The sequence below is a fragment of the Stenotrophomonas sp. YJH_SMC_57 genome (genome assembly GCF_059369755.1).
Genome location: NZ_JCAFSZ010000003.1, coordinates 263,700 through 276,936, shown reverse-complemented (window position 1 = coordinate 276,936; position 13,237 = coordinate 263,700). Strand labels below are relative to the sequence as shown.

Annotated in this window: 12 protein-coding genes and 1 tRNA gene; 5 read left to right on the top strand and 8 right to left on the bottom strand. The window is 67.6% G+C overall.

Annotated elements, in window-relative coordinates:
• Positions 1-42: 42 nt before the first annotated feature.
• From AC5P7U_RS05335 to dtd, 5 genes are all read right to left on the bottom strand, one after another.
• The gene (locus AC5P7U_RS05335; protein WP_495220849.1) at positions 43-609 is read right to left on the bottom strand and encodes a P-loop nucleotide/nucleoside kinase family protein; all 567 of its coding nucleotides are present in this window, start codon (positions 607-609) and stop codon (positions 43-45) included.
• A 175-nt stretch (positions 610-784) separates the two neighbouring features.
• Positions 785-860 (bottom strand) — tRNA-Ile (locus tag AC5P7U_RS05330).
• Between the two features lie 40 nt (positions 861-900).
• Positions 901-1,212 (bottom strand): hypothetical protein, encoded by a 312-nt coding sequence (locus AC5P7U_RS05325; RefSeq protein WP_053450895.1) that lies wholly within the window; start codon positions 1,210-1,212, stop codon positions 901-903.
• Positions 1,213-1,478: 266 nt separating this feature from the next.
• The gene (rpoD, locus tag AC5P7U_RS05320) at positions 1,479-3,332 is read right to left on the bottom strand and encodes an RNA polymerase sigma factor RpoD (RefSeq protein ID WP_053510180.1); all 1,854 of its coding nucleotides are present in this window, start codon (positions 3,330-3,332) and stop codon (positions 1,479-1,481) included.
• Positions 3,333-3,422: 90 nt separating this feature from the next.
• Positions 3,423-3,863 carry a D-aminoacyl-tRNA deacylase gene (dtd, locus tag AC5P7U_RS05315; RefSeq protein ID WP_006472318.1) on the bottom strand — a complete coding sequence of 147 codons (441 nt, stop codon included), beginning with the start codon at positions 3,861-3,863 and terminating at the stop codon, positions 3,423-3,425.
• 62 nt (positions 3,864-3,925) lie between these two features.
• Here dtd and AC5P7U_RS05310 point away from each other — a divergent pair, with 62 nt between their 5' ends.
• The 4 genes from AC5P7U_RS05310 to AC5P7U_RS05295 all read left to right on the top strand — a co-directional run bounded on the left by AC5P7U_RS05310 (position 3,926) and on the right by AC5P7U_RS05295 (position 8,174).
• A complete protein-coding gene (locus AC5P7U_RS05310) occupies positions 3,926-4,846 on the top strand; it encodes a lauroyl acyltransferase (protein ID WP_197563912.1) in 921 nt (306 codons plus the stop codon).
• A gap of 83 nt (positions 4,847-4,929) precedes the next feature.
• Complete coding sequence (gene ribA, locus AC5P7U_RS05305; protein ID WP_197563911.1) at positions 4,930-6,063, top strand: GTP cyclohydrolase II RibA; 1,134 nt, start codon at positions 4,930-4,932, stop codon at positions 6,061-6,063.
• Positions 6,064-6,138: 75 nt separating this feature from the next.
• Positions 6,139-6,639, top strand: a complete 501-nt coding sequence (locus tag AC5P7U_RS05300) for a PH domain-containing protein (protein WP_197563910.1) — start codon at positions 6,139-6,141, stop codon at positions 6,637-6,639.
• Positions 6,636-8,174: a PH domain-containing protein gene (locus tag AC5P7U_RS05295; RefSeq protein ID WP_197563909.1), complete on the top strand. Its 1,539-nt coding sequence runs from the start codon at positions 6,636-6,638 to the stop codon at positions 8,172-8,174. The genes AC5P7U_RS05300 and AC5P7U_RS05295 overlap by 4 nt, the downstream gene beginning before the upstream one ends.
• A 29-nt stretch (positions 8,175-8,203) precedes the next feature.
• Here AC5P7U_RS05295 and AC5P7U_RS05290 read toward each other — a convergent pair whose 3' ends face one another.
• Positions 8,204-9,262 carry a CDP-glycerol glycerophosphotransferase family protein gene (locus AC5P7U_RS05290; RefSeq protein ID WP_197563919.1) on the bottom strand — a complete coding sequence of 353 codons (1,059 nt, stop codon included), beginning with the start codon at positions 9,260-9,262 and terminating at the stop codon, positions 8,204-8,206.
• Between AC5P7U_RS05290 and AC5P7U_RS05285 the strand changes: the two genes are divergently transcribed.
• Positions 9,261-10,067 (top strand): glycosyltransferase family 2 protein, encoded by an 807-nt coding sequence (locus tag AC5P7U_RS05285; protein WP_197563908.1) that lies wholly within the window; start codon positions 9,261-9,263, stop codon positions 10,065-10,067. The two genes, AC5P7U_RS05290 and AC5P7U_RS05285, sit on opposite strands and share 2 nt — an antisense overlap.
• A gap of 27 nt (positions 10,068-10,094) precedes the next feature.
• Here AC5P7U_RS05285 and AC5P7U_RS05280 read toward each other — a convergent pair whose 3' ends face one another.
• Positions 10,095-11,351: an O-antigen ligase family protein gene (locus tag AC5P7U_RS05280; protein ID WP_049456869.1), complete on the bottom strand. Its 1,257-nt coding sequence runs from the start codon at positions 11,349-11,351 to the stop codon at positions 10,095-10,097.
• Between the two features lie 158 nt (positions 11,352-11,509).
• Positions 11,510-13,219 carry an ArnT family glycosyltransferase gene (locus AC5P7U_RS05275; RefSeq protein ID WP_006472610.1) on the bottom strand — a complete coding sequence of 570 codons (1,710 nt, stop codon included), beginning with the start codon at positions 13,217-13,219 and terminating at the stop codon, positions 11,510-11,512.
• Positions 13,220-13,237: the final 18 nt, after the last annotated feature.

Genomic DNA, 13,237 nt, shown 5'->3' with positions numbered 1-13,237 from the left:
TGACGCGCTACCTCATCCATCCAGGAGCCTTGATCGCGCTTGTCAGTCAGAAGCAGACCCGGGATTCCAGCTGATTACCTGAACGTCATAGAGCTCACATTCGGTTTGACCCATCGGCTCCCAATGATCGCTCGCCAACTCAAAGAAGGCATCCGGCACGTCCATGGAAAACGTTGCGCCCTTCTCCCGATTGCGCTGGCGGACGCGATCGCGACGAACCTCACGTGGGGCGTCGAGCAGATACACGGCCAGATCGTAGCCTGCCTCCCTGACCTTCGCGTAGAAATTCTCGCGGCTGGCTCTCTCCACCAGACCCAGCTCAAGCACAACGTCGCGCCCCGTATCGAGCACTTCGCTGGCTGTGACCCATATCTGATCCAGGCAGCGCGCCTTCCTTGCCGCATACCATTCCATCAGGTTGGCGGCGGGGCGGTCCGGGCTGTACAGCCGGACGAACCACGCGTCCAGGATGAATCCTGCGGCCGTATGCAGACGTCGCAACTCGGCAACAAACGTGGACTTGCCCGCACCTACGGGTCCTTCGACCAGGTGAATCGTTGCCATCGTGGTTGAGCCATCCTTCATGGCATTCAGAGACAGATCGGCCATCGGAGACCAATCGCTGTTTCGGTGGTGATAGCGGAGCTGCGGGGATGGCCGTGGACACCCGTGACACTGACGATCAGTCTCACCTGCACCGCTGGCAATCACGCGCCCCTGCCCCACATGAATTCTCCCCGCGGCAAAAAAAAGGCACCTGGGCGGAACCCAAGTGCCATTCTTGTGGTGGGCCCACCAGGATTCGAACCTGGAACCAAGGGATTATGAGTCCCCTGCTCTAACCGTTGAGCTATAGGCCCTGCGCAGCGTCACAGTGTAGTGGAGGCCGCGCTCGATCGGCTACCCGGCGGCGGCAAACGCCTCCGAAACACGCCCCAGCCGCCTCTCCGCTGCTTCCGCGAGCCATACCTGCCGCCTCAGGTATGCCTGGAACAACGCGACCATCCTTCTGACTTCCTCCAGTCCCTGTTGGTTGTCGCCACTGAAGCCGGCAAGCAATCCGGCCTCAGACAGCGTCAGCAGCGCATACGTCGTACGACGTGCAAACCCCAACCGATCCTCGCACTCATCCCGCATCACCTCATCCCAGTCCAGCAGCGGCGGGAAATCGGCTCGTACGGGCTCAGGCAAATCGTGCTCCACATCATTCATGGCGTGACTCCAGATGCATGACGAATCAATGCCGCAGGCCGTGCGAGTTGCACGTGACCTGCCGCGCGCTTGCATCGGCGCCGGTGATGACCGGCCCGCCTACGGGATGTGTTGAGCATCTGCGCGATCAGCGTGCGACCGTCGCAGGAAGAATTCAAACGGCAGATGCGACATCGGCAAGAGCCGTCGGGCATGTCCCGGCACCCACCAAAGAAAAACCCCGCACCAGGCGGGGTTTCTCTCAACGCTTCAACAGCCGCTGGAAATCAATCGATATCCAGGAAGCTGCGCAGCTGCTCCGAGCGGCTCGGGTGACGCAGCTTGCGCAGGGCCTTCGCTTCGATCTGGCGGATGCGCTCGCGGGTCACGTCGAACTGCTTGCCGACCTCTTCCAGCGTGTGGTCGGTGTTCATGTCGATGCCGAAGCGCATGCGCAGCACCTTGGCTTCCCTCGGAGTGAGGCCGGCCAGCACGTCGCGCACGGTTTCAGACAGGTTGATGTTGGTGGTGTTCTCGATCGGGGACTCCACATTGGTGTCCTCGATGAAGTCGCCCAGATGGGAATCCTCGTCGTCGCCGATCGGGGTTTCCATCGAGATCGGCTCCTTGGCGATCTTCATCACCTTGCGGATCTTGTCTTCCGGCATGTCCATTTCCTTGGCCAGCTCCTCCGGCGTGGCCTCGCGGCCGTACTGCTGGAGCATCTGGCGGGAAATGCGGTTCAACTTGTTGATCGTCTCGATCATGTGCACCGGAATACGGATGGTGCGTGCCTGGTCGGCAATCGAGCGGGTGATCGCCTGGCGGATCCACCAGGTGGCATAGGTCGAGAACTTGTAACCGCGGCGGTACTCGAACTTGTCCACGGCCTTCATCAGGCCGATGTTGCCTTCCTGGATCAGGTCGAGGAACTGCAGGCCGCGGTTGGTGTACTTCTTGGCGATCGAGATCACCAGGCGCAGGTTGGCCTCGACCATTTCCTTCTTGGCCTTGCGCGCCTTGGCTTCACCGTAGGCCATGGCACGGCTGATTTCCTTCAGCTCTTCCAGGTCCAGCTGGGTCAGCTTCTCGATGTCGATCGTCGCCTGCTGTTCGGCGATGATCTGGTCCTTCACTTCGCGCAGCGCCGAAGACCACTTTTGCTTGCGCTTCAGTGCATCTTCCACCCATTCCAGGTTGGTCTGGTTGCCTTCCCAGGAACGGATGAAGTCCTTGCGCGGCATGCGGGCGGTAACGGTGGCCAGGTTCAGCACGCGGCGCTCATGCGACTTGATGTCGGCCATGGTGTCGCGCAGCTGCTTGGTCAGCACGTCGGTCAGCGGCAGCGGCAGCTTCAGGGTGACGAACACCGCCGACATCTCTTCGCGCAGGCGCGGCAGGTTCTTCTTGTCGCCCTTGGTCGCCGCCTTCTTGAAGGCAGTGAAGGCATCGCTCAGCGCCTGCATGCGCGCGGCGACTTCCTCCGGGTCCGGACCGGTCGGTGCGGCTTCTTCCTCGCCACCCTCGACATCATCGTCCTCGTCCTCGTCGCCATCGGCGTCGGCATCGTCGCCGTCGTCGGACGCGGCAGCGGCCGGCGCAGGCACTTCGTCCGTAAGGTCGTTGAAGCCGACAATCACTTCGGCCAGGCGCTTCTTGCCTTCCTTGTGGGCTTCATAGTCGTTCAGCAGCGACTCGACCGACACCGGGAACTGGCCCAGGGCGGCCTGCACCTGCGAAAGGCCTTCCTCGATGCGCTTGGCAATGGCGATTTCGCCTTCGCGGGTCAGCAGCTCGACGGTGCCCATTTCGCGCATGTACATGCGCACCGGGTCGGTGGTACGGCCACCTTCGGTGTCGAGCGCGCTCAGCGCGGCGGCGGCTTCTTCGGCCGCGGTGTCATCGACTTCGCGGTTACCGGTGTTGCCGTCGTTGAGAAGCAGGGTTTCCACATCCGGCGCAACTTCATGGACATCGATGCCCATGCCGTTGATCATGCCGATGATGTCTTCGATCTGTTCCGGGTCGACCATGTCGTCCGGCAGATGGTCATTGACTTCGGCGTAGGTCAGGTAGCCCTGTTCCAGGCCCTTGCTGATCAGTTGCTTGATTTCGGATTGGGCAGGACGTTCGTTGGCCATGTAGTGCTCGCGCCACCGGCTAGGGAGAAATAGGGAACGTAGCATTATACCAGCCCGGGGCCCCGCCTGCCGGGCGGTGGTCCCGCAGGCTCAGGGCCTGAGAAGGAAGGTCACGGGACCGTCATTGACCAGGCTGACGACCATATGGGCACCAAATCGGCCCGTTTCCACCCCCGGCGCGTGATTTTCACGACAGATCCCGACAAAACGGTTGAACCCGCGTTCAGCCTCGTCCGGCGGCGCCGCGCTGGTGAAGCTCGGGCGCATGCCCGAGCGGGTGTCGGCGGCCAGGGTGAACTGGCTGACCAGCAGCAGGCCGCCGCCGGTATCACGCAGCGACCGGTTCATCTTCCCGGCCTCATCGGCGAACACCCGGTAGCCCAGCAGGCGCTCGGCCATCCGCTGCAGCTGGGCCTCGGTATCGCCGGGCTCCATGCCGACCAGCGCCAGCAGGCCGGGGCCGATCTGCCCGACCGCTTCGTCGTCGACATGCACGGCGGCCTGGCTGACACGTTGGATCAGGACGAGCATCGTGGGCTTCCGAATGAACAGGGCCGGCCACGATAGCAGCGCCCTTGGCTAAACTGGCGCCGATGAATCCGCAACGCAAAGCCCGGCTGGTCTACCGCGCCACCACCCTGTTCGCCCGCCTGCCCTGGCCGCTGCTGCGGGGCGCCGCGCGCGCCCTGGCGTGGGCGTGGATCAGTCTCAATGCCCGTGAGAGCCGCGTCACCCGGCGCAACCTGGAACTGGCCTACCCCGAACTGGATGCCACCGCGCGCGACCGCCTGCACCGCGAGCTGCTGCGCTCCACCGCGCTGCAGGCCATTGAGACCCTGCGCCTGTGGAGCCAGAAGCCGGCCGACAACCTGCGCCTGCACCTGAAGCAGCGCCATGGCGAAGCGCTGTATGACGCGGCGCTGGCCAGCGGCAAGGGCGTGATCGTGGCTGCGCCGCACTTCGGCAACTGGGAGCTGCTCAACCAGTGGCTGGCCTCGCGCGGGCAGATCGCCATCGTCTACAAGCCGCCGGAGGACGAGGCCAGCGACGCCTTCCTGCAGCTGGTGCGCGGCGGCCAGAACGTGCAGCAGGTGCGCGCCGAAGGCCCGGCCGTGCGGCAGCTGTTCAAGGTGCTCAAGGACGGTGGTGCCACCGGCATCCTGCCCGACCAGCAACCCAAGGCCGGCGACGGTGTCTTCGTGCCGTTCTTCGGCGTGCAGGCGCTGACCATGACCCTGGTCAACCGGCTGGCCGAGCGCACCGGTGCCACCGTGCTGTACGGCTGGTGCGAGCGCATCGGGCCGGACATGGAATTCGCCCTGCACATCGAACCGACCGATCCGGCGGTGGCCGACCCGGACCCGCAGGTGGCCGCCACGGCGCTCAATGCCGGTATCGAACGCATCGCCCGCCGCGACCCCGCGCAGTACCAGTGGACGTACAAGCGCTATACGCTGCGACCGGCGGGCAGCGGCGAGGAGGATCCCTACGCCACCGAAGAGCATCCCCACTAGCGGCCCCACTGAGCCCGACCGGTCCCTGCGACCGGCGGCCGCACCACGTTGAATACGACGCCGGCGCCCCCATAGAGACTGCGATGTCCGCCTCCCCCGGTCCTGCCATGCCTGCTTCTTCCCTGTTCGGCGATCCGGCCGCGATCCGCTGCGAACGCGCGGTGGCCGAACTGCGCGCCGGTCGCCCGGTCCTGCTGCACGATGGCCAGGGCCAACGCCTGGCGGTGATCGCGCTGGACAGCGCCACCGCCAGCAGCTTCGCCGCCTTCGCCAGCGCCGCGCGCGAGCGCCACTACCTGTTTCTTACCGCCACCCGCGCCCGCGTGCTCGGCGTGGAAGCCCCCGAAGGCGCACGCCTGCCGCTGGCCGGCATCGCCTTCGATGCCCTGCCCTCGCTGGGCTACCTGCGCGAGCCCGGCCCGATGCCGGAGGGCTGGAGCGCCGGTGACGCCTTCGATGCCGGCGCGGTTGAACTGGCCCGCCTGGGCCTGCTGCTGCCGGCAATGGTGGCCGTGCGCCTGGACGCAGGTGACGCCACCTTCGACGGTGCCGCCGAAGTCGCCCTGTGCGACCTCGCCGAGGGCGCGGCCCATGCGGCCCACGATTACGAACTGGTGGCCCGCTCCCCGGTGCCGCTGCGCGACGTTGGCATGACCACCTTCGCGGTGTTCCGCGGCGGCGTGGCGCAGCGCGACCAGGTGGCGATCATCGTCGGCGAACCGGACCTGACGGCGGTGGTCCCGGTGCGCGTGCATTCCTCGTGCCTGACCGGCGATCTGTTCGGTTCACTCAAGTGCGACTGCGGCGACCAGCTGCGGCGCGGCCTGCGCAAGCTGAAGGAACTGGGTGGCGGCGTGCTGCTGTACCTGGACCAGGAGGGCCGCGGTACCGGCATCGCAGCCAAGATGCGTGCCTACGGCTACCAGCACGATGGCCTGGACACCATCGACGCCGATGCACAGCTGGGCTTCGGCGCCGACGAGCGTCGCTACGGCAGCGCGGTGGCGATGCTGCACGGCCTGGGCATCGCGCGCGTGGCCCTGCTCAGCAACAACCCGACCAAGGCGCAGCGCCTGCGCAATGCCGGCATCGAGGTGCTGGACTGCATTCCGGTCACCGGCGAGATCACCGCCGAGAACGAGCACTACCTGCGCACCAAGGCCGACCGCGCGGGCCACATGCTGGACGTGGACGCGCTGATCCAGGCTGCCCAGTAACGCGGCCGACCTGCTACCGTCTGCGCGGTGCGGCCACGGCCGCCACCGCCCGCCCTGCTGCCTGACGGAGCCCGCGTGACCGACGCCTCGATTCCTGCACCACCCGCCTCCGACTGGCAGGTACTACCGCAACGCGCGGCCCGCCTGGCTGCACTGGAAGGCGCCTTCGGCGGCCTGTTCGTGCCGGGCCTGCCGCTGGCGGCGGCGGCGTGGTTCTTCGATCTGCCCGGCGGGCTGTGGACTGCAGCCCTAGGCTTGCTGATCGGCATCGCCTTCGGTGCGTGGCTGGGCCATCGTCGGCTGGTCCGCACGCGCTGGCGGCTGGATGCACAGGGCCTGGGCCTGCGCCGCGACCTGATGTGGCAGCTGGAAACCCGCATTCCCATTTCGCGCGTGCAGCACCTGGACCTGCGCCGGGGGCCGCTGGAGCGCCGCGCCGGCCTGGCCACGCTGATCGTGCACACCGCCGGCACCCGCATGAGCGCGGTGACCGTCAGCGGCCTGAACGAGGCCGACGCCGAACGCCTGCGCGACACCCTTTCGCACCAGCTCGACCAGGACGCCGACGCCCTGTGAGCCTGCCGCCGCCCCTGCCCGCATCGCTGCCCGACGGTGGCGAAGACCATCGCCTGCATCCGTGGTCGTGGCTGTTCGTGCTGCTGATGCAGCTGCGCCACTACTTCCTGCCGCTGATCGCGCTGCTGGTATTCGGCCAGCGCGGCGATCGCGATCCGATGTGGGCGCAGTTGATCCCGTTGTCGGCCATTGCTGTCCTGGTGCTGGTGTCGGTGCTGCAGTACCTGAGCTACCGCTACCGCATCGGCAGCGATGCGATCACCGTGCGCAGCGGCCTGCTTGCGCGCAACCGTCGCGAGATCCCGTTTGCCCGCATCCACAACGTGGAAGTGCGGCAGAACCCGCTGCACCGCCTGTTCGGCGTGGCCGAGCTGCGCCTGGAGTCGGCCGGTGGCGCGCGCCCGGAGGCGGAAATGCGGGTGCTGAAGCTGGACCAGGCCTTGGCCCTGGAGCGGCTGGTGCGCCAGCGCGGGCAAGCGTCGCAGGCCAGCGAAGCGATTGCGGTGGCCGACATCGCCGACACCGGCAATGAACACGTGCTGCTGCGCCTGTCCAGCGGGGACGTGGTGCGCATGGGCCTGCTGTCCAACCGGGGCTGGGCGCTGGCGATCGCCGCCGTCGGCGTGCTGTTCCAGACCGTGCCACGGCCGGTGATGGATGACGCCCTCCAGCGCGGTGGCCGCGAGGCGTTCGGCTACGCCAGCCACCTGCATCCCGGCGTGGCTGGCGCGTTCCTTCTGGCGGGCACTGCGCTCCTGCTGGGCTGGCTGGCGCTGCGCGTGCTGTCGGTGGTGCTGACCCTGCTGCGCTACCACGGCTTCACGCTCAGCGAGCAGGAGCGCCGCCTGACCGTCTCGGCCGGCCTGCTCAGCCGCACCCGCAGCAGCGTGGCGCGTCGCCGCATCCAGGCCTGGACCCTGCGCGAAAGCACCCTGCATCGCTGGTTCGGGCTGCGCCAGCTGCGCATCGACAGCGCCGCCGGCGGGCCTTCGCGCGATGAGGACCGTGCCCTGCGCGAACTGGCGCCGCTGGCTCCACGCATGCGTTGCGAGCAGCTGGTGCAGCACCTGCTGCCGCAGCTGCAATGGCCGCCGGCACAGTGGCAGTCCATTCCGCAGCGCGGTTGGTGGCGGCTGTGCCTGGGTGCACTGCTGCTGGCGCCGTTGCTGGCGGCGGCCGCGTACTGGCGGTGGGGATCATGGGGGCTGGTGGTGCTGGCCTGGTTGCCGATGGCACTGCTGATCGCGCGTCGGCAGATGGCACGCATGGGCTGGTACCTGGACGATCACTACGTGGCGGTGCGCGGCGGCTGGTGGAAGCGCTGGTGGCGCTGGGCCGAGCTGGACAAGGTGCAGGGCCTGCGCCTGCAGCGCTCGCCGCTGGACAAGCTGCTCGGCACCAGCAGCCTGCAGCTGGATACCGCCGGTGCGCACGGTGATGTGGCACTGACCCTGCATTACCTGCCGCACGAACAGGCACAGCAGGTGATGGAACAGCTGGCGGCGGCACTGGCAAGGCGCAAGCTGCGCTGGTAAGCACTACCGCGAGCGGGGTCAGCGAGGCATCACCGCTGCGACGGGCCCCAGTAGCCCAGGTCCTTGCGGATCTGCAGGTCGCGCAGCCAGGTGCCGAACGGCTTGCGCCGCAGCGCGCCCATTTCGCCGGACAGGAAATCCTCGGTCGCGGCGATCACCCGCTCGCTGGAGCGGCCATCGCGATACGGATGGATGGCATCGGCGTAACGCACGATCTCCGCCTGCAACGCGGCATCCGGGTGCAGCGCGCGTTGCAGCATCGCCGGCAGCTGTGCCGGGTCGTCGAAATCGATCATGTGCGGCTTGGGTACGCGGTTGCGGAAGGTCACCACCGGCTTGTGCTGGACGATGAACTCCGAAACGATCGACGAGGTGTCCGACACCAGCACATCGGCGGCACGCTGCGCGGCCATCACCTGTTCCGGCTCGACGAAGCGGGCATTGGCACCGGCCAGCGCGCGGTAGCGCTCGAACAGTTCCGGCGCGCACTTCGGGTGCAGCGTCAGCAGCCAGTAGCGGTCGCCGGCGGCGATGTCGGCGGCGATCTGCGCATGCAGGTGCGGGGCCGCGCTCAGCCGCTCGGTGAACGTCGAACCGAACAGGATCACCGGGCGGCCAGCGGCCGGCGCGCGCAGCGCGGCACTCTCGCCGCCATCATCACGGAACAGTGGGTCCAGCTTCGGCCAACCGGTCTCGGCCACCGCGAAGTGGCCCTGCTGGGCGGCCATCTCGCGGAACGGCACGGTGGTGGCCGGGCCCTGCGTGCAGTACAGGTCGAACATGCCGCGCACCCGGAAGTGGCCGCGTGCGCTGTCGCGCTTCTCCACGTTGAAGCCATGGAACAGCTGCACCTTGGCGCCGGACAGGAAGGTCGGCACCCAGTTGGCGGCGCTGAACACCGCGCGCGGGCGCATCGCCAGGGCCTGCTTCAGGCCGATGTTGGGCACCCCGGGCAGGCTGCTGCCGGCCGCGCCGCCCTCGAACCAGGCGGCCACGTCCTGCCCGGACGCGTGCAAGGCCTGCGCCAACGGGGCGAGAATAGGCAGCGCATAGCGCTCCGTCGCAAACAACAGGTACCCGGCCATCATGTCCTCCACGACCGCTCCCATCGAACGGCCTCGCATCTCGGCCTGCATTATCGCGTTCAACGAGGCCGGCCGCATCGGCGACTGCCTGGCCTCACTGGCCTTCTGCGACGAGATCATCGTCGTGGACTCGTACTCCACCGATACCACCGTGGCCCTTGCCGAGGCCGCAGGCGCCCGGGTGCTGCAGCGCCCGTTCGAGGGCTTCCGCAGCCAGAAGGCGTTCTGCGTCGAGCAGGCACGGCACGACTGGGTGCTGTGCCTGGATGCCGATGAGCGCATCAGCCCGGAACTGCGCACGGCCATCGAACAGGTCCGCGACGGCGGCTTCGCCGGGCATGCCGGCTACCGCTTCGCGCGCCTGTCGGAGTACTTCGGCAGGTTCCTGCGCCACGGCAACGCCTACCCGGACCGGGTGATGCGCCTGTTCGACCGCCGCCGCGGTGGCTGGCGCGGCAAGCGCGAGATCCATGAGGCAGCCAGCGTCGACGGCAGCGTCGGCACCCTGCACGGGGACCTGATCCACTACCCGTACCGCTCGCTGCAGCAGCAGCTGGCGAAGACCGAGAAGTACGCCCGGATGATGGCCGAGCACGAGTTCGCACGCGGCAAGCGCGCCACGCTCGGCAAGCTGGTGCTGGCCCCGGCCTGGCGCTTCTGGCGCGGCTTCCTGTTCCGTGGTGGCTTCCGCGACGGCTGGCACGGCCTGGTCTACGCCTATGTGCGTGCCAATTACGTGCGGCAGAAGACCATCATGCTGTGGATGCTGGGCAACGGCCAAGCCGTTGCGGATCCCCCGGACCGTTGATCGCCGGGCCGTGCCGGCGCCACAGCATCACGACCCGATGATCGCCCGGTGGCGCGCACCTTCGAGAATCGACAGGCCGGTCAGCAGGCCGACCAGGGTCACGTAGAAACTGGCCGTCATCTGGTGGGCGAACATCGACTGGGTCAGGCCGCACAACGCATAGGTGATCACCAACATGACGCCGGCCGCAGCCGGCCCACGGAAGGTCACCCGTCCACTGCGACGGTGCAGGCGCACGAACAGCCACAACGGGATGCCGTACACCGCCAGCAGCAGTGCCAGGCCCGGCACGCCCTGGGTTGCGGCCCATTCGGCCACGTCGTTGTGCGCATGCCCAAGGTGGCAGCGCGCCTCACCCGGGTTCTCGCGGCAGACCGGCACGCGCTGCATTGCACTGTCGAAATGACCGATGCCGACACCCACCAGCGGATGGTCGAGGAAGGTCTCCCAGGCCACCTTGAGGCGCTCCACCCGGGCACCGGCAGACGAATCACTGTCGCCCTGCTCCATCCGCTGCACATCGCTGTGCAGCTCGCTCAGGCGGACCTGATGGCGCAGCTCAGGCACCGACAGCAGCAGGGTCGCACCGATCGCCAGCATGCCAGCCAGCACCGACAGCCGTGCCACGCCGGTACGCCAGCGCAGGCTCAGCGCCAGCACCACCAGCAGCGCCAGCAACGCGGCAAACACGCCACGGCTGCCGGTCAGCACGATGGTGCCGCAGCCGGCAGCCATGCCGAGGATCACCAGCGACCAGCGGCGTGATGGGCGGCAGAACACCAGCAGCACCATCAGCACCATCACGATGTCGGCCAGCACGATGGCGTTGGTGGACAGCTCCGCGCGCGGAGCCCCGCGCAACACCTGCCACAGCGACATCCCGAAGGTGGCAAGCAGGCCGGCCAGCGCGCCATACCAGAGCCAGCGCAGGTTTGGACGCAGCGCGCAGACCCAGAGTGCGATCCACGGGATCACGACGAACCGCGAGCGGTTGTCGACGTCGCGCAGCCCCTGCTCGAACAGCAGCACCGACAGTACGCCCAAGGCCAACACCGCCAGCATCAGCCAGGCCAGCACCTTCACCGGCTGACCGGCCATGCCGCGCGCGCGCCACAGCAGCTCCGGCGCCAGCAGGGTGCTCAACAGCAGCAGCAGACCATAGGGCAACAGGTTGATCGGCACGGTCAGCACGAGGGCCGGCAGGCAGAACAGGCCCAGCTGGGCCAGTGCATGCGCCACTCCGTGACGTCCACCGACGGGCACGCCCAGCGGATCGCCGGCCATGGGGTTCAGATTGTCCGCTGAGGCTGGCACGTCGGGAAGTATCGCTGCAATCTACTGAAAGAACGGGAATGCCCCGACAGGGGCCATCCCAGCCTGCCATTTCACTTTACTGCCTTTGGCCCTGCTTGGGCAGACCGGACAAGCGGGAATCGGGGCAGTCAGTCATGTTCCTGCAGACGCCTCCCACGTTCGCGCTCCTCTGCGGTAACCACGCAGGGCACCGTCACCGCCGCCGCGGGCACCAGCCACCAGCGCCGCCGGTTGGCCACGCCGGCCAGTTCGGAGCGGCTGCGGTCGACGCATGACAGCATTGCGTTTTCGTTGACCAGCAGCCAACGGTGCGCTGGCACCAGCCGCTGCCAGCGCGTGGCGGCGACCAGCTGCTCGTCCCACGGCACCCGGAAACCGAAGGTCGCTGCAGGGCGGTCGGCCAGCAACAGATGCTGCTCCTTCCAAGCCACCAGCCCCAGCTCCGCATCAGGACCGATACGACTTCCGACGGTGCGCATCAGCCCACGGGCGGAGCTGGAATCGTTCAACAGTGGATAGCCGACCAGGCTGTAGAGCAGCCAGACCACCGCCAACGTCGACACCAGCGCATGGTGCCTGCGACGGCCGCAGACCAACAGGCTCAGTCCACCCCACAGCCCCATGGCCAGGATCGTCCAGGCCAGTGCGTCGACAGCCCCGGGGGCCAGTCCGCGGCTGTGGGTCAGGCGCAGCTCGAAGGCCGGGTCGCCCAGCACTGCCAACGCGCCGGCCAGTGCCAGGCCCAGCGACAACAGTCCGGTGAACAGCCCCGCCACGGCCTGCACATCGCGCCGCTTCAGCAACCCCGGCAACAACGGTGCCAATGCCAGGCAGAACATCGGCAGCGCCGGCAGGATATACACATCGCGCTTGCCGTCAGGAATCGAGAAGAACAGCACCACCAGCAGCCACCAGGCCAGCGGCAGCAGGTAACGCGGGTCGCGGCGGCGCAGCCGACGCCACCAGGCAGGCAGCGCCCACGGCAGCAGCAGGAAGGCGGGAAGCCACATCGACGGCATGATCGCCAGGAAGTACCACCCTGGCTGGTGATGATCCCAGGACTGCATGTAGCGTCGTGCGGTCTGCTGGAACAGGATGTCGTCCATGTAGGCCCGGTACTCGTCCGAGCCGGTGGCCAGGCCGGCCAGCAGCATCGGTACCAGCCACAACGACACCGCCAGCAGGAAGGCCAGCGGCGCCGCCCAGAAGCGCACGTCGCGCGCGTGCAGGCCTACCCTCGGCCATCGCAGTGCCGCTGCGATCGCCGCTGGCACGATCATCAGCAGCGCCAGCATGCCCACGCCCTTGGTGATCACTCCGATGCCAGCGAAGAACCAGCCCAGCCACCACCAGCGCCAGGCGGGGCCCAGCAACAGGTGGCGCAGCAGGCCATAGTTGGCCAGCGTGATGAACAGCAGCAGCAGCGGGTCGATCTGCGCCTTCTTCGCCTGGAAGGTGAACTGCAGCGCGAACAGGAGCGCCCAGCCGGCATACAGCCCGACCCGCCGTGTCCACAGGCGCCGGCCAAGATCCACCACGCACCACAGCGTGCCGAGCGCGGCCAGCAGCGAAGGCAGCAGGAAGGCCACGCGCCAGTGACCGACCAGGCCGTACAGCGTGGCCTGCCACCACATCAGCATGGGCGGCTTGTCCGAGTAGAGCTCGGGCCCACGATGCGGGAACAACCAGTAGCCGCTGTCGACCATCTGCTTGGCCACCAGCGCGAAGCGCGGCTCGTCCGACGGCCATGGATCGCGGAGGCCGAGGCCGGCCCCCAGCACCAGCAGGGCCATCACCACCAACAGCCACGTCTGTCGCGACGCGTGGGTTTTCAGCATTGGACTCGAAACGGCAGC

What these genes read in the sequence shown, in the direction of transcription:
- AC5P7U_RS05325 (WP_053450895.1), bottom strand. Translation starts at nt 1,212, where the DNA reads ATGAATGATGTGGAGCACGATTTGCCTGAGCCCGTACGAGCCGATTTC.
- rpoD (WP_053510180.1), bottom strand. Translation starts at nt 3,332, where the DNA reads ATGGCCAACGAACGTCCTGCCCAATCCGAAATCAAGCAACTGATCAGC.
- AC5P7U_RS05280 (WP_049456869.1), bottom strand. Translation starts at nt 11,351, where the DNA reads ATGGCCGGCGATCCGCTGGGCGTGCCCGTCGGTGGACGTCACGGAGTG.
- AC5P7U_RS05285 (WP_197563908.1), top strand. Translation starts at nt 9,261, where the DNA reads ATGTCCTCCACGACCGCTCCCATCGAACGGCCTCGCATCTCGGCCTGC.
- AC5P7U_RS05335 (WP_495220849.1), bottom strand. Translation starts at nt 609, where the DNA reads ATGGCCGATCTGTCTCTGAATGCCATGAAGGATGGCTCAACCACGATG.
- AC5P7U_RS05275 (WP_006472610.1), bottom strand. Translation starts at nt 13,219, where the DNA reads ATGCTGAAAACCCACGCGTCGCGACAGACGTGGCTGTTGGTGGTGATG.
- dtd (WP_006472318.1), bottom strand. Translation starts at nt 3,863, where the DNA reads ATGCTCGTCCTGATCCAACGTGTCAGCCAGGCCGCCGTGCATGTCGAC.
- AC5P7U_RS05290 (WP_197563919.1), bottom strand. Translation starts at nt 9,262, where the DNA reads ATGATGGCCGGGTACCTGTTGTTTGCGACGGAGCGCTATGCGCTGCCT.
- AC5P7U_RS05310 (WP_197563912.1), top strand. Translation starts at nt 3,926, where the DNA reads ATGAATCCGCAACGCAAAGCCCGGCTGGTCTACCGCGCCACCACCCTG.
- ribA (WP_197563911.1), top strand. Translation starts at nt 4,930, where the DNA reads ATGTCCGCCTCCCCCGGTCCTGCCATGCCTGCTTCTTCCCTGTTCGGC.